The sequence below is a fragment of the Arthrobacter arabinosi genome (genome assembly GCF_054511115.1).
The window spans coordinates 676,832-691,748 of the sequence record NZ_JBTNDF010000003.1; the positions used below are offsets into that span (position 1 = coordinate 676,832).

Below are 14,917 nucleotides of genomic sequence, written 5' to 3' on the forward strand. Positions count from 1 at the left end.
ACAGGGCTCAGGAGGGGTTGAAGTGGGCGCGGGGAACGGTGCCGTTCAGCCCGGCGACCATGCCCGCGGCGAGCACCCGGAGCTTGACGTTGCGGGAGTTGGAGGCCCGGCGCATCTTGTCGAACGCCTCCTTCTGCGAGCAGTTGTCCTGGCCCATGATGATCCCGACGGCGAGGTCTATCTCGGTGCGGGTCTGCAGCACGGCGTGGAGATCCTCCGCCGCGGCGGCATGGTGCGCCACGCGGACGGCGAGCTTCAGGGCCTGCGACGCCTGCACGGTGAAGGCGCGGGCGATGCGCCGGAAGTCCTCGGAGAACACGGAGGCGTCCTCGGCGTACAGGTTCAGCGCTGCGCGGGCCGTCCCCTCGAGGTCCAGAGGCAGGCAGAACATGGCGCCGACGCCGTTGCGCCTGATGTGCTCCATGAACTCGGGCCAGCGTGCCTCGGTGCGGGTGTCCGCGATGAACACCTCGTCGTGCACGCGGAGGGCGTGCAGGCACGGGCCGTCGTCGTGCTCGTACTGGACCTCGTCCATGGCCCGGGCCTTCGCGCCGCTGCTGCCCACGGTCAGTTGCTCGTGGAGGGAACGCTGGAGGGTGATGCCGCAGTAGGTGTCGCCCCGGGTGCCGAGGGTCTCCGCGCTGAACTCGGCGAGTTCCTGCAGGAAGGCGTGGACATCGGGGTGGTCCACCAGCAGGTCCTGGAGGCGCGCGGCTGCCGCCCCGGGGGGAAGAGCAGCGAAGTCCTGGGCCGCCGCGTCGGCCACCGCGTGGAGGCGCCGGCCGGTCCCGTCCTCGAGTGCCTCACGGGCGCCGGACATCTCCTCGGGTATCTCCTCCACGCTCCACCAACCTCGTCTGACGGCCGACGGGACGTCGGCGGTTGACAGTCTACAACGGCTCCGTGGGAGTCCTGCCGTGTACGGAACCTGCCGCGAGGGCAGAGACCAGGACGCGCCAGGACGCGGCGAGGCGGGCGTTCGACATGCCCCGGTTCTCCTGCAGGTGGAGCAGGAGGCCCGCGTTCAGGAAGGCCGACAACTGGTAGGCGGCCAGTTCCGGGTCCGGCGCGTCGAGGCCGCGCAGCAGCAGCGAGAGGTGCAACCGTGTGAGCTGCTGCGTGGCGTGCTCGAGGTCCGGTCCGCCCTGCTGCTCGGCGGCCCTGAGGATCTGCCCGTCGAACCGCATGCGCTCGATGCTCGCCTCTCCGAAGGCGATCAGCCGTTCGAGGGGCGGCGCCCCCGGCCCCAGGGGAGGAGGGCCGGCCATGAAGGCGTGCTGGAAGGAGCGTCCCGCCTCGTCCGCGAGCGCGTGCATGAGTCCCGCCCTGTTGCCGAATCTCCGGAAGACGGTGCCCTTGCCGACCCCGGCGCGGCGGGCCACGGCGTCGGTGGTGAGCCGGTCGGGCCCGCAGATCGCGACGATCTGGGCGGCGGCGTCGAGGATGAGGCGGCGGTTGCGGGCCGCGTCGGTGCGTTCACCGTCGTCGCCCGTGACCCGGAGCGATTCCTCCTCCTGCATGCGGCAACTATAGCGGCGGAATAAAACGGACTGCGGTCCGCTTGTAGGAGGGAGACGCGCCCGTCGCGTGACCGATCAACCCGGCCGTACGGCCCTCCAGCCCTGGGAGACATCTTGACCACCACGATCCTGACCCTCGTCGGAAGCCTGCGCGACGGCTCCATCAACCGCCAGCTCGCCGAGGCCGCTGCCGCACACGCCCCCGAGGCCGTCGATGTCGTCACCTTCGATGCGCTGAACGATGTCCCGTTCTACAACGAGGACATCGACAACGACACCGACCGCCCCCGGGCCGCCGTCGCCCTCCGTGCCGCGGCCGCCGAGGCGGACGCCATCCTGCTCGTCTCCCCCGAGTACAACGGCAGCATGCCCGCGGTCCTCAAGAACGCCATCGACTGGCTCTCCCGCCCCTACGGCGCCGGGGCGCTCTCGAGCAAGCCCGCCGCCGTCATCGGGTCCGCCTTCGGCCAGTACGGCGGGGTGTGGGCCCACGACGAGGCCCGCCGCTCCCTCGGCGTCGCCGGCGCGACGGTGCTCGACGACGCCCGGCTCTCCATCGGCAGCTCCGTGACCCGCTTCGCGGAGCTGCACCCGAGGGACGACGCCGAGGTGGCCGGGCAGGTCACCGATGTGCTGACGGCTCTCGCCGGGGCAGCCGCTCCCGTCGCGGCCTGATCCTCCGGGACCACGGGTACGGCACTACTCGGGCCGCGTCCTGTGTGCTCCTGGCCCTGCGCCCTCGAACCCCGCTGGGCGCCTCAGTGCCAGAGGCTGTCCGCCCAGGCGGCGTCCCTCAGGTAGTCCCGTGCCGGTCCGATCTCCCACAACTGGCCCTGCGAGGCGAGGACGCCGTCGTTCTGCATCGACTCGACCTCCTCGGACGAACAGCCGAGGGCCTCGGAGAGGTCGGCGTCGTCCAGGGCCAGGACGATGGTGGTCCTTGCGTTCATGGTGCAGTCCTTCGCTCGATGGGTGCGCCCCGCTACGAGACGGTCCGCGCCGCCCGGGTCGGATCGATCTGCGGCCGCCAGCTCCGCGCGTACAGCCCGAGTGCCGCTTCCTCGCGGGCGACGAAGCCGAGGCGGTTCAGCGCCATGTGCGCCTGGTACACCGTCAGGTGCTGGGCGCTGCGGCTCACGCGGACCTTGTCCGCGCGGTACAGGTAGGTGTCGAGTGCGCGGTACCAGCGCCGTCGCCAGGTCTGGACGGCGGATTCGGACGCCGTAGCCGCCATGAGGGCGTGGAAGCCCGGCGCTTTCGCGGCGACCTGCGCAGCCATCGCCTCGCGGACACCGGCGGCGCGCGGGCCGACGTCGGCGGTGCACGTGCGCAGGTGGCTGTCCCAGTAGAAGTCCCAGGAGAGCCGGCGGCGATCCGGCCACCCTGCCGAGCGGGGCCCCTGCATCATGCTCTGGGCGGAGTCGAAGAGGATCAGCGCCCCGAGCGCCGAGCGGCTCTGCATGCGGGGAAAACGCCGGTTCGCCCAGAGGGCCAGTTCGGAGCCGAGTTCGAAGACCTCCTCGGCGAGGTGCAGTCCCTCGACGCCCCCGTACTTGACGAGGTTGGCCTCGAGCTGTGGGTCGGCCATCTCCCGGCCGCCGGAGTAGTAGGTGTTGCCCGCGGGCGCGGTGAAGTGCTGGCGGACCACCAGCAGTGGCATGCTCCTCGCGCTGCGGGCATGGAGTACCCGCTGGAAGGCGCGTAGCGGTTCGAGGACGCGGGGATGGGCGTGGATACTGAGTCTGACCTGCCCCACGATGCCCGTCGGCTGGTCCTCGCACCGCGAGAAGTACCACCGCTTGGCGCCGAGCGCCCGGGCCTGCGCCACCAGCGGGGTGACCAGTTCTTCGATGATGCCGTCCGCTACATCGAAGCCACCCGTCGAGAGGGAGAGGTGCCACCACTGAGTGCTGAGGGCCGTCCGTGAGGCGGTTCGAACGGCGGTCAGCTGGCTCATGGCTCTCTCCTTCAGGGTCTGTGATCACCCCCGCTGGGGCGGGCTCTGGAGGTGCCCTCCGGGCTCTGCCCCGGAGGCACCTGTTACTTCGGCCAGTCCCAGCTGCTCGCTGTGGGCTGGCCCTTGGGCCAGTCCCAGCTCGCGGCACTGACGGACTGGCCCGCCGGCAGAACAGCTCCCACCACGATCAACAGGCCTGCAGTTGCGCCGAATACCTTCTTCATGGCGATCCTTCCTTGCCCGCGTCCCGGGTGGTCGAGCTGTCCCCGCACTGCCGAGGGGCAGTGCCCGGTCCGTCGCTGGAAGCCCTCCCTCGGGCCTTCCGTCGAACCGGCTTCATCAGAATGTCGGGCGCCTGCGGGTAGTGTCCAGCGGTAGGGATGGCCGTTTGTGGACATGGCGCGAACAGGACGCGGGGGTGCTGCGCAGCCACACCACGTGGAGGTGCACAGGGCGGAGTTCCGCGGAACGGCGCGGATCCCGGCGCTGTCCGGCCGGTCGAATTGCCAGCCCCGCCTGCGTGTCATTAACTGGACATGTCATCTTTTTCGCACGCGATTCGCCGCTGGCACCAGCGGTGGGGACAAGGAGCTCTCATGCTGGGTGCGACGTCGCTCGAGGTCTACCGGTACGCCGTCGGGCACCCGGGCTGGACGCGCGCCGAGGCCTCGGAGGCCCTCGGCCTGACGCTGCGCCGTATCGACGAGGCCGTCGGCGAGCTGTCGGACCGTCGGCTGCTCAGCGCGCAGGCCGGGAGCGCCGACGGTCTCGTCGCGGTCTCCCCCGACGTCGCCCTCGCCGACCTCGTCGACGCCGACGAACGCGAGATGCAGGAGCTCAAGGCGCGCATCAGCACCCAGCGCCGCGAACTGTCGAGCCTCCTGCCCACCTTCCTCGACGCCCGCAAGCACGTCCTCGCCAGCACGTCGGTGGAGACCCTCGAGGACCCGCATCTCATCCATCGCGTCCTCATCGACTACGGGCGCGACGTCACCGAGAAGGTGTACATCGCGCAGCCCGGGCAGGGCTCGACGGCGGACGTCCACGAGGAGAGCGTGCGCAAGGATCTCGAGCTCCTGGGGAACGGGGTCCGGCGGCGGACCCTGTACGACACGAGTACGCGCGACCACGTGCCCACCCGCAAGGCCGTCCAGGCGATCGCTGCGGGCGGCGGTGAGTTCGGCGTCCTCCCGTTCATCCCCCTGCGCATGCTCATCTTCGACGAGAAACTGGCGCTCGTGGGCCGCCAGCTCACACGCGACGACAAGGCCGCCCTGGTCATCCGCGACCACAGCCTCATCAACATCTTCACGCACCTGTTCGACATCGCCTGGGAGCTCAGCGAGTCCTTCCTCAGCCCGCAGCAGGTGGGATCCCCCCTGAGCGCGATGCAGCGCTCCATCATCCAGGGCCTGGCCAACGGGCTGTCCGACGAGTCGATCGCGCGGCGCCTCGACATCAACGTGAGGACGTGCCGCCGGCACATCGCCTGGATGCTCGAGACGCTGCGGGCGGACAGCCGCTTCCAGGCGGCCCTGAAGGCCCGCGAGGCGGGATGGATCTGAGAGTGGGGTGACTCGGCCCCAGTTGCACCGCTGGGCAACACCTGTTGCCTGATGGTGAACCCGCGCCTAGACTCTGGGCGTGACATCCTCCAGCGAAGCCCCCGCCGACCTCCTGCCCGCCGAGACCGAAGCAGCTCTGGAGCGCGCCGTCGATTCCGCCGCGCGGCATGACCAGCTCTTCTCGCTGCGCGCAGCCAATATCAAGCAGTCCGCCGTGCGGGATGTCTTCGACATCTCCATCCGCCCGGGCCTCGTGTCCCTCGCGGGCGGGAGCCCCTACCTGAAGTCCCTGCCCCTGGACGACCTCGGCCGGACGGCCCAGAGGATCATCGCCGACCACGGGCTCGAGGCGCTGCAGTACGGCGGCGGCCAGGGCATGGAGGAACTCCGTCGGCTGGTCTGCGACGTGATGGCGGCGGAGGGCATCGAGGGTGCGAGCCCCGATGACATCGTGATCACGACCGGCTCGCAGTCGGCGCAGGACGTCGCCGCCAAGGTGTTCTGCGATCCGGGCGACGTGATCCTCTGCGAGGACCCCACCTACGTCGGGGCGCTCAACACGTTCGAGGCCTACGAGGTGGACGTCGTCACCATCCCGATGGACGACGCCGGGCTCGTCCCCGACGAACTCGAACGCGTCATCGCGGAACTGCAGGCGCAGGGCCGCTCGATCAAGCTCCTCTACACGATCCCCAGCTTCAACAACCCGAGCGGCATCACCATGGCCGCCGATCGCCGCCAGCGCGTGGTCGACATCTGCCGTGAGAACAACATCCTCGTGCTGGAGGACAACCCCTACGGCATGCTGCGCTTCGACGGTGAGCCACTGAAGCCCATGCGCGCGGACAACCCCGACGACGTCATCTACCTCGGCTCCTTCTCGAAGATCTTCGCGCCCGGCGTACGGCTGGGCTGGGCGCTGGTGCCCAAGCACCTCCACCGCCGGTTCTACCTCGCCTGCGAGGCCGTGGTGCTGTGCCCGTCCCCGCTCACCCAGATGCTCGTGAGCGCCTACCTCACCGAGTACGACTGGCGCGGGCACCTGCGCTCCATGCGGGACCTCTACCGCGAGCGGTGCGACGCCATGCTCGGCGCCCTCGCCCAGGAGTTCCCGGAGGGCGTCCACTGGACCACCCCGGACGGCGGCTTCTTCGTGTGGGTCACCCTCCCGGAGGGCATCGACACCTACCCGCTGCTCTACACGGCGATCGACGCCGGTGTCGTGTTCATCCCCGGCGCCGCCTTCACACCGTCCGACGAGCCGTCGAACAAGCTCCGGCTGGCCTTCAGCGCCGTCTCACCCGAGGACATCGTCGAGGGCGTCCGACGGCTGGCGCCGATCCTCCGCGGCGCGATCGAGCAGAACCGGTAGTCCCCGTCCCGCGTAGGGTCGCGCGGCGCCGCGCACGCGTCTGAAGCAGGACGGGCTAGCGCGGCGGGCGCTTCTGCTGCCGCAGGGTCACGGCGATCGAGACGAGTGCGGCGATGATCACCAGGATCGACAGCCGTGCCACCGTGCCGAGGTCGGGGAAGACCACCTGCAGCGCGCTCGAGGCCAGGAAACCGATCAGCACGACGAGCAGGAGCCTGCTCGGCGGGTAGCGGGGTCGCGGGCTCCGGCGTGGTCCGCCGGGTAGCTGCTGGTCCATGGCCCCACCCTAGTCCAGCAGCAGCGCCGGCTCCTCGAGGATCGAGGCGACGTCGGCCATGAAGCGCGCGCTGAGGTCGCCGTCGACCACGCGGTGGTCGAAGGAGCCCCCGAGCGTGGTGATCCAGCGCGGGATCACCTCGCCGTCGAGCACCCAGGGCTTCTGCTTGATCGTCCCGAAGGCCACGATCGCCACCTCGCCCGGATTGATGATGGGTGTACCGGTGTCGATCCCCAGCGCCCCGATGTTCGTGATCGTCAGCGTTCCGCCCTGCATCTGGGCGGGCTGCGTCCTGCCCGCCCGTGCAGTCGTCGCGAGGTCGTTGAGGGCCAGTGCCAGCTCCTTCAGCGAGAGGTCCTGCGCGTCCTTGATGTTCGGGACCATGAGCCCGCGCGGTGTCGCGGCGGCGATGCCGAGGTTCATGAAGTGCTTGACGAGGATCTCGTCCTCGGCCCAGGTCGCGTTGACCGACGGGTTCCGGGCCGCCGCCCAGATGACCGCCTTGGCCAGGATCAGCAGCGGCGACACGCGGATGCCTTCGAAGTCACGGGACGCCTTGAGCCGCTTCACGAACTCCATGGTCCGGGAGGCGTCGACGTCCACGAAGATGCTGACATGCGGTGCGGTGAACGCACTCTGCACCATCGCCTTCGCCGTCGCCTTCCGGACGCCCTTGACGGGTATGCGCTCGATGCGGCCGCCCCCGAGGAGCGTGCGGTCCGACCAGAAGGAGTCCGCGCCGTCCTGCTCTGCGTCACGCTGGGACTGGTAGCTCATGAGGTCCTGCTTGGTGACCTCGCCCGCGGATCCGGTGGCCGGGACGTCCGCGAGATTGATGCCGAGGTCCCGCGCGGCCTTGCGGACCGGCGGCTTCGCCAGGACGCGGTTGATGAGCTGGTTCAGCGGGTTGGTCCTGCCGGGCGCCTCGGCGGGCCGGTCCGGGCGCCCCGCAGGAGCACCGGGAACCGCGGGCGCGGCCGACGACGGAGCGGGTGCAGGTGGCGCGGCCGACGACGGAGCGGGTGCAGGCGGTGCGGGTGCAGGCGGTGCGGCGGGAGCGGGCGGCAACGGTGCACGCCGTTCTGCCGGTGCCGGCTGCGTCCTGCGCGGCCGGCGCTTCACGGCGTCGGCCTTCGGCCCGGTACCCACGAGAGGACCGGGGGTGGACTCGGGGTCTGCGGCGCCCGGATCGGCGGCTTCGGCGCCGGGCCCCTCGGGTTGCGCCCCGGCCAGCTCACCGGGCATCTCGGGGACGGGAACGGGAGCCTCGTCGGCAGGGGCTGCGGAAGCATCGGCGGCGGCGCGATCGTCGACGGCGACGGCGTCCTCGACGGCGATGATCGGCGTGCCGACCTCGATGGTCTCCCCCTCCGCGACGAGGAGTTCGGACACGGTCCCCGAGTAGGGCGAGGAGAGTTCCACGAGCGACTTGGCCGTCTCGATCTCGCAGATGATGTCGTTGACCTCCACCGTCGCCCCGGCGGCCACCTTCCACTGCACGATCTCCGCCTCGGTGAGGCCTTCACCGACGTCGGGCAGGTTGAACGTCTTGAGTGTCATGACGGTCCTTCAGTATGCGAACGCACGGTCGAGGGCCTCGAGGATGCGGTCGATGTCCGGCAGGTAATGCTCCTCCACGCGGGCCACGGGGTAGGGCATGTGGAAACCGCCGACGCGGATGACGGGGGCCTCGAGGGACAGGAACGCGCGTTCGGAGATCCGTGCGGCGATCTCCCCGCCGATGCCGCCGAAGGTCGGCGCCTCGTGGGCGACGATCAGGCGGCCCGTACGGGTCACCGAACGAGCGACGGTATCGAAGTCGATCGGCGAGATGGAGCGCAGGTCGATCACCTCGACGCTGTGTCCGTCCTCCTCGGCTGCAGCGGCCGCCGCGAGGGCGACGGGCACGAGCGGGCCGTAGGCGACGATCGTCGCGTCCGTGCCCGTGCGCAGGACGTGGGCGGAGAACGGGTCGCCTGCGGGTGCCGAGGTGTCCACCTCGCCCTTGAGCCAGTAGCGGCGCTTCGGCTCGAACACGATCACCGGGTCCTCGCAGTCCACGGCCTGCTGGATCATCCAGTAGGCGTCCTGCGGGTTCGAGGGCGTGATGATGCGCAGGCCTGCCGTGTGCGCGAAGAGCGCCTCCGGCGACTCCGAGTGGTGCTCGACGCTGCCGATGCCCCCGCCGTAGGGGATGCGGATCACCACGGGGGCACTCAGCATGCCGTCGCTCCGGGTACGCAGCTTGGCGAGCTGGGTGGTGATCTGGTTGAACCCGGGGAAGACGAAGCCGTCGAACTGGATCTCGCAGATGGGCCGGTAGCCGCGCAGGGCGAGCCCGATCGCGGTGCCGATGATGCCTGATTCGGCGAGCGGCGAGTCGACGACGCGCATCGCCCCGAACTCCTTCTTGAGGCCGTCGGTCACACGGTAGACACCCCCGAGTTCACCGATGTCCTCCCCCATCAGGAGGGTCTTCGGATCCTGGGCGAGGGAAGCGCGGAGCCCCTCGTTGATCGCCTTCGCGATGGTCATCGTCGCCATCAGGCGTGCTTCCCTTCGTCGGCGAATCCGGCCTCGTACTGCTGGAAGAACCGGAGCTCCTCCTGCACCAGCGGATGGGGCTCGGCATAGACGCTCGCGAAGCGGCTCTCCAGGTCCGGCACCGTCATGGACAGGACGGCTTCGCGGAGGGCGGTGGCCATGGTCCGGGCCTCGGCGGCGAGTTCGTCGAAGAACGCGTCGTCGGCCAGTCCCTGGGTACGCAGGTGGGCTTCCAGGCGGACCAGGGGGTCGCGCGGCTGCCACTCCTGCTCGTCGCCGGAGAGCCGGTACTTCGTCGGGTCGTCGGCGGTGGTGTGCGCGCTCATCCGGTAGGTGTAGGCCTCGATGAGGACGGGCCCCTTCCCGGACCGGGCATGGTCGAGGGCCCAGCGGGTGACGGCCTCGACGGCGACGACGTCGTTCCCGTCCACGCGGATGCCCGGGAACCCGTATCCCTCGGCCCGCCGCGCCAGGGGGACCCTGCTCTGGACGGCCGCGGGGACGGAGATGGCCCACTGGTTGTTCTGGCAGAAGAACACCACGGGTGCGTCGAAGGACGCGGCGAACACCATGGACTCGTGGATGTCGCCCTCGGAGCTCGCGCCGTCGCCGAAGTAGGCGATCGAGGCGGCGTCCGGCAGCGAGGGGTCGGCGAGCTGGTCCCGCTGGATGCCCATCGCGTAGCCGACGGCGTGCAGGGACTGCGCAGCGAGCACCAGGGTGTAGAGGTGGAAGTTCCGCTCACGGGGGTCCCACCCGCCGTTCGTCACTCCCCTGAACAGGCGCAGGATCTCCTCCGGCCGGACGCCGCGGGTCAGGGCGACACCGTGCTCCCGGTAGGTCGGGAATGCGTAGTCCTGGGGCTGCTGGGCGCGTCCTGAACCGATCTGCGCGGCTTCCTGGCCTGTCAGGGGGACCCACAGGGCGAGTTGACCCTGACGCTGGAGGGCTGTGGACTCCTGGTCGAAGCGCCGGATCAGGAACATGTCCCGGTACAGCGAGCGCAGGTGGGCTGCATCCGTCGCTACGAGGTAGGGCGAGAAGTCGACGGTCTCGCCGTCGATCTCCGCAGACAGCCCGTCGGCCATCGTTCCATCGGGTGCGAGGACCTGCAGCATGTCCTCCGCCGGCTCCTGCGGCTCCCCGACCGCGGAGTGGGCGGCCCGCAGGACCTCCTCGACCTCGAACTCCGCCGCAGGCACACGACTGCCGCTCATAACCACTCCTCACATGACGCAATACATTCCAGTCGGGGAATGTATGTCGTAAGTCATACATCGGACAACATATGTTTCCGGGGCGTACTGATCAAGACTAGTCAGGGCGGGCCCGCAGGCCTATTTAAGTCCTTGCAGGCCGGTCATGGACGGTGCGTGTACTCTCTGCACAGTTCGAGGAAGCGCGTGTTGGCCGCCTCCTCGCCGATGGAGACGCGGACGCCCTCCGATCCGAAGGCCCGCACGGACAGGGCCCGCTCGCCGGCCTTCGCCGCGAAGTCCTGGGTGTGCTCGCCGAGGGCGAGCCACACGAAGTTCCCCTCGGCTTCGGGGATGCGCCAGCCCAGTGCTTCCAGGCCGTCGACGACGCGGACGCGTTCGTCGACGATCGACTGGACACGGGCCTCGACCTCCCCGATGTGCCGCAGCGAGGTCACGGCGGCGTGCTCGGCGATCTGCGACACCGCGAACGGGACGGCGCTGACCCGGAGGTGCTCGGTCAACGGCTGTTGGGACACCGAGTAGCCCACCCGGAGGCCCGCCAGACCGTGGGCCTTGGAGAAGGTCCGCAGCACGATCACGTTCTCGTGGTCCCGGTACAGCTCGATGCCGTCGACGGCGTCCGGGCGGCGGACGAACTCCTGGTACGCCTCGTCGATGACGACCACCACGTGCGGTGGCACCGTCGCCAGGAAGTCGACCACCTGGTCCCGCGTGAGGATGGGTCCGGTGGGGTTGTTGGGGGTGCAGAGCAGGATGACGCGGGTGCGGTCGGTGATGGCCGCCGCCATGGCGGCAAGGTCATGCGTGCCGTCCTCCCGGACCGGGACCTGCACGCCGGCAGCCCCTGCGAGGCCCACGCTGATCGGGTAGGCCTCGAAGGAGCGCCACGCGTAGACCACCTCGTCGGGGGCGTCGAAATCGTTCTGCCCGGCGAAGGTGGCGAGGATCTGGTTCAGGGCGCCGAGGCTGCCTGCGCCGGTGACGATGTCGGTCGCGGGAACGCCGAGATAGCCGGCGAGCTCCGTCCGGAGCGCCGTCGTCAGGGGATCCGGGTACCGGTTGATGGACGTCTCGGCGGCGATCGCGTGGAGGACCGCGGGCAGGGGCGGCAGCGGGTTCTCGTTCGACGACAGCTTGAAGCTCTCGAGCCCTTCCACCACGACGGGCGGCTTGCCGGCCGCGTAGCGGGGCAGTTTCCCGAGGACGCCCCGTGGGCGGATGCCTGCCGCAGGAGTGGAGGATGGTGCCGGGAGGTCCTCGATCGATGTCATGGCCATAGCCTAGACCGGGCGTCCGCCTCGCGGCGCTCGCCCCCGGAGGGTGGGGTGCCGTCGGTCCGCGGCCGACGCGTGGCCGTGAAGGAGTACCGGCGTGCAACGCCGCCCGCGCCGGCGGCGGCCAGCAGCGCGGCCGCGGGGGCGAGCGATGCCGCGTCGCTGGTGTCGACGAGGCGCGCACCCCGCGCATAGTTCTCGAGGCCGTGCGCCGCGCCGAGGCCCTGCGGTCCGGGGGAACCGTCGGCGCCTTCTCCGGGGCCGGGCACCGGGGTGGTGAGGGTGACGGTGGTCCGGTGGCGGTCGTCGCTGTTGGGTGTCGAGTCGAGATCGGGCACGGGATCCGCCGCGTGCTCGAGGTGCAGGTACTCCGTGCCGCCGGTCGCGGACCAGCCCGTGGGCGACCCGACGGTCAGGACCAGCTGGACGTCGTACCGGCCGGTCACCCCCTCCGAACCCGCGAGGTTGACGGCGTGCAGGCCGCCCTGGCTGTAGCCCGCGACCAGGAGGGCGTCCCCCTCCCGTGCACCGGCCCGGGCGAGGGCCCGCAGGACGGCCTCCTCGGTGAAGCGGCTGTCCTCGGCCAGGGCCTCGGCGATCCCGCCGGCGTCGAAGGGATTACTCGCGGGCCCCGCGGTGCCGCTGGACTGGGTGCCCGGGAGGACGACGACAAAGAGGGGCGCTCCAGGGGTCCCTGCCCGCAGCACCTCGAAGGTCCCGGGCTCCTCGCCCTCGACTGCCGCCACCCGGTCCAGCACGCCCCCGACGGTGCCGTCGAACGGCACGGACGTCCCGGTGTCGACGGCCTCCAGCGCGATGGGGCCCACGGCCAGGGCTCCCTGGTCGATGGCCGCCCGGGCGAGGTTCCGGGCCGCCGCTCCGGTCGCGTGCCGTGCCGCCTCGGTGGTGGCGAGGACGACGTCGTCGGCGAGGTGGTAGGCGAGCAGTCCGGTGCGGAGCCGTGCCTCGGCTGTGGCGAGGGCGCGGGCGTTCGCCAGGGAGGCGCTCCACGCGGCGTCGACCTGGGCCAGCACCGCCTGGCACCGCGGCCCTGCCGCTCCCCCGGGCAGGTGGAGGTGCATGACCCGCCAGGGGAGCTCGCTGACGTCCTGGTGGAGGTACCCGAGGCCGACGGCGACGTCCCCGGCGTCCGCGGCCAGGACCGCCAGCACCCGCGCGGCTTCCTCGAGCTCCTCCCACTGGAACCGGATCCCGCCGACGCCCCCGCGGACGGCCAGCCGGCCGTCGTCGTCCGGTACGGGCCGCAGCCCGTCCGTCACGGTCCTACCCCTCGCTGCAGTTCCTCGGCATGGCGCACCAGGCGGGCGAAGGCGCTCAGTTCCTGCGCCGCGCCGTCGAGCAGGTCCGCGGTACGGCCGAGCTCCGCGCACCGCTCCGCGAGGTAGGCCCGGAAGGTGCCGCCCGCAGGCGAGTCCCAGGACAGCAGGCCGACCGACAGGGCGTGCCCGCGGATGTCCCCGAGCCGCCCTGCATGCCACTGGAGGCGCGCCGCCATCGCCGCAACCTCGGAGCTCGCGACAGCCCATGCCTCGCAGGACGTCCCGCCCGGCATCCCGTCCATGACCCCTCCCCCTCATCCGCTGGTCCGTCAACGCTAGGAGGGAAGGCGGGGGCGGCCGGACGGCCGGGCCCGGTATGTGGACAGCGACGGACGTGCGGGCCCGCACCGCCGACGTGGCACCCGCCGTCGGTACCGTGGAAGGATGGGGGAATGGCTGACTCCGCGCTCCCCCGGGTTGAATTCGCTGCTCTGCCCAGAGGGGAGGGGTCGTCCCTGACGCTCGGGCCGCTCGACGGCCGCTACCGCGAGGCCGTCGCCCCGCTCGTCGACTTCCTCTCGGAGGCGGCGCTCAACCGCGACCGCGTCCACGTCGAGGTCGAATGGCTGATCCACCTGACACGGCATGCCGTCCTGCCCGGGACCGGCCCGCTGGACGCGGATCAGGAGGCGCGGCTGCGCACGATGGTCACGTCCTTCGACGCGGGGTCCGTGGCGGAGCTCGGCGAGATCGAGGCCGTCACGGTGCATGACGTCAAGGCCGTGGAGTACTTCATCGGCCGACGGCTGGACGGGATCGGCATCGGCCACCTGAAGCCGCTCGTCCACTTCGGCTGCACGTCGGAGGACATCAACAACCTCTCCTACGCCCTCGGGGTGAAGGGCGCGGTCCTGGACGTCTGGCTGCCGGCCGCCCGCGCCCTCGTCGCGTCGATCGCGGACCTGGCACGCTCATCGAGGGACACCCCGATGCTCTCCCGTACGCACGGCCAGCCGGCCACCCCGACGACGCTCGGCAAGGAGATGGCCGTCGTCGCGCACCGGCTCACGCGGCAGCTGGACCGCATCGCCGCCACGGAGTTCCTGGGCAAGATCAACGGGGCCACGGGCACGTACGCCGCCCACTACGCCTCGGTCCCGCAGGCCGACTGGCAGGACGTCGCCCGGTCCTTCGTCGAGGGCCTCGGCCTGGCCTGGAACCCGCTCACCACGCAGATCGAGTCGCACGACTGGCAGGCGGAGCTGTATTCCGACGTCGCCCGTTTCAACCGGATCCTCCACAACTTCTGCACGGATGTGTGGAGCTACATCTCGATCGGGTACTTCGCGCAGATCCCGGTGGCCGGGGCCACGGGGTCCTCGACGATGCCGCACAAGGTCAACCCGATCCGCTTCGAGAACGCGGAGGCGAACCTCGAGATCTCCTCGGGCCTGCTCGACGTCCTGGCGTCCACCCTCGTGACCTCCCGCTGGCAGCGCGACCTGACGGACTCGTCGAGCCAGCGCAACATCGGGGTCGCCCTCGGGCACTCGCTGCTGGCCGTCTCGAACGTCGCGAAGGGACTGGCGCGGCTCGACGTCGCCGAGGACGTCCTCGCGGCGGACCTCGACGGCAACTGGGAGGTCCTCGGGGAGGCGGTACAGATGGTGATGCGCGCCGAGGCGATCGCCGGCGTGCCCGGCCTCGACGACCCGTACGAGCGACTGAAGGACCTGACCCGCGGACACCGCGTGGACGCCGGACGCATGCGCGAGTTCGTCGGCGGCCTCGGGCTCAGCCCCGACGCCGAGGAGCGGCTCCTCGCCCTGACGCCCGCGCGCTACACGGGTATCGCCGCGGACCTCGTGGACCACCTGGGCTGACCGTGCGCCGGCGTAGCGCCGGGCC

The 14,917-nt window shown here is 70.8% G+C and carries 16 protein-coding genes; 4 read left to right on the plus strand and 12 right to left on the minus strand.

Translation table 11 applies throughout. From position 1 onward, the window contains the following. Positions 1 to 7 precede the first annotated feature (7 nt). Together ACX80P_RS11165 and ACX80P_RS11170 are read right to left on the minus strand one after the other, a co-directional pair. Complete coding sequence (locus ACX80P_RS11165) at positions 8 to 841, minus strand: GAF and ANTAR domain-containing protein (RefSeq protein ID WP_459278137.1); 834 nt, start codon at positions 839 to 841, stop codon at positions 8 to 10. Between the two features lie 49 nt (positions 842 to 890). Beyond that, positions 891 to 1,520: a TetR/AcrR family transcriptional regulator gene (locus tag ACX80P_RS11170; RefSeq protein ID WP_459278138.1), complete on the minus strand. Its 630-nt coding sequence runs from the start codon at positions 1,518 to 1,520 to the stop codon at positions 891 to 893. A gap of 111 nt (positions 1,521 to 1,631) precedes the next feature. Between ACX80P_RS11170 and ACX80P_RS11175 the strand changes: the two genes are divergently transcribed. After that, a complete protein-coding gene (locus ACX80P_RS11175) occupies positions 1,632 to 2,195 on the plus strand; it encodes an NAD(P)H-dependent oxidoreductase (protein ID WP_459278208.1) in 564 nt (187 codons plus the stop codon). A gap of 83 nt (positions 2,196 to 2,278) precedes the next feature. Here the strand turns inward: ACX80P_RS11175 and ACX80P_RS11180 are convergent, their stop codons facing one another. The 3 genes from ACX80P_RS11180 to ACX80P_RS11190 all read right to left on the minus strand — a co-directional run bounded on the left by ACX80P_RS11180 (position 2,279) and on the right by ACX80P_RS11190 (position 3,701). Next, positions 2,279 to 2,470, minus strand: coding sequence for a hypothetical protein (locus ACX80P_RS11180; protein WP_459278139.1), 192 nt, complete (start codon positions 2,468 to 2,470; stop codon positions 2,279 to 2,281). A gap of 32 nt (positions 2,471 to 2,502) precedes the next feature. Further along, positions 2,503 to 3,477 (minus strand): lantibiotic dehydratase C-terminal domain-containing protein, encoded by a 975-nt coding sequence (locus ACX80P_RS11185; protein WP_459278140.1) that lies wholly within the window; start codon positions 3,475 to 3,477, stop codon positions 2,503 to 2,505. Positions 3,478 to 3,560: 83 nt separating this feature from the next. Beyond that, on the minus strand, positions 3,561 to 3,701 hold the full coding sequence (locus tag ACX80P_RS11190; RefSeq protein ID WP_459278141.1) for a hypothetical protein: 141 nt from the start codon (positions 3,699 to 3,701) through the stop codon (positions 3,561 to 3,563). Between the two features lie 372 nt (positions 3,702 to 4,073). On the opposite strand from ACX80P_RS11190, the gene ACX80P_RS11195 reads away from it, so the two are divergent. Both ACX80P_RS11195 and ACX80P_RS11200 read left to right on the plus strand, forming a co-directional pair. Further along, complete coding sequence (locus ACX80P_RS11195; RefSeq protein WP_459278142.1) at positions 4,074 to 5,042, plus strand: helix-turn-helix transcriptional regulator; 969 nt, start codon at positions 4,074 to 4,076, stop codon at positions 5,040 to 5,042. A gap of 79 nt (positions 5,043 to 5,121) precedes the next feature. Further along, positions 5,122 to 6,414, plus strand: coding sequence for an aminotransferase-like domain-containing protein (locus tag ACX80P_RS11200; protein ID WP_459278143.1), 1,293 nt, complete (start codon positions 5,122 to 5,124; stop codon positions 6,412 to 6,414). Positions 6,415 to 6,469: 55 nt separating this feature from the next. Here the strand turns inward: ACX80P_RS11200 and ACX80P_RS11205 are convergent, their stop codons facing one another. From ACX80P_RS11205 to ACX80P_RS11235, 7 genes are all read right to left on the minus strand, one after another. Further along, positions 6,470 to 6,691 (minus strand): hypothetical protein, encoded by a 222-nt coding sequence (locus tag ACX80P_RS11205; protein ID WP_459278144.1) that lies wholly within the window; start codon positions 6,689 to 6,691, stop codon positions 6,470 to 6,472. A 9-nt stretch (positions 6,692 to 6,700) separates the two neighbouring features. Then, complete coding sequence (locus ACX80P_RS11210) at positions 6,701 to 8,251, minus strand: dihydrolipoamide acetyltransferase family protein (RefSeq protein WP_459278145.1); 1,551 nt, start codon at positions 8,249 to 8,251, stop codon at positions 6,701 to 6,703. 9 nt (positions 8,252 to 8,260) lie between these two features. Then, the gene (locus tag ACX80P_RS11215; protein WP_459278146.1) at positions 8,261 to 9,235 is read right to left on the minus strand and encodes an alpha-ketoacid dehydrogenase subunit beta; all 975 of its coding nucleotides are present in this window, start codon (positions 9,233 to 9,235) and stop codon (positions 8,261 to 8,263) included. Beyond that, entirely contained in the window at positions 9,235 to 10,452 is a 1,218-nt protein-coding gene (gene pdhA, locus ACX80P_RS11220) for a pyruvate dehydrogenase (acetyl-transferring) E1 component subunit alpha (protein WP_459278147.1), read from the minus strand. The genes ACX80P_RS11215 and pdhA overlap by 1 nt, the downstream gene beginning before the upstream one ends. Positions 10,453 to 10,595: 143 nt before the next feature. Beyond that, positions 10,596 to 11,732, minus strand: coding sequence for a histidinol-phosphate transaminase (locus ACX80P_RS11225; RefSeq protein WP_459278148.1), 1,137 nt, complete (start codon positions 11,730 to 11,732; stop codon positions 10,596 to 10,598). Then, on the minus strand, positions 11,723 to 13,009 hold the full coding sequence (locus ACX80P_RS11230) for a hypothetical protein (RefSeq protein WP_459278149.1): 1,287 nt from the start codon (positions 13,007 to 13,009) through the stop codon (positions 11,723 to 11,725). The genes ACX80P_RS11225 and ACX80P_RS11230 overlap by 10 nt, the downstream gene beginning before the upstream one ends. Next, positions 13,006 to 13,311, minus strand: a complete 306-nt coding sequence (locus ACX80P_RS11235) for a hypothetical protein (protein WP_459278150.1) — start codon at positions 13,309 to 13,311, stop codon at positions 13,006 to 13,008. Before ACX80P_RS11235 ends, ACX80P_RS11230 begins: the two co-directional genes overlap by 4 nt. 150 nt (positions 13,312 to 13,461) lie before the next feature. Here ACX80P_RS11235 and purB point away from each other — a divergent pair, with 150 nt between their 5' ends. Further along, positions 13,462 to 14,892, plus strand: coding sequence for an adenylosuccinate lyase (gene purB, locus ACX80P_RS11240; protein ID WP_459278151.1), 1,431 nt, complete (start codon positions 13,462 to 13,464; stop codon positions 14,890 to 14,892). Positions 14,893 to 14,917 lie beyond the last annotated feature (25 nt).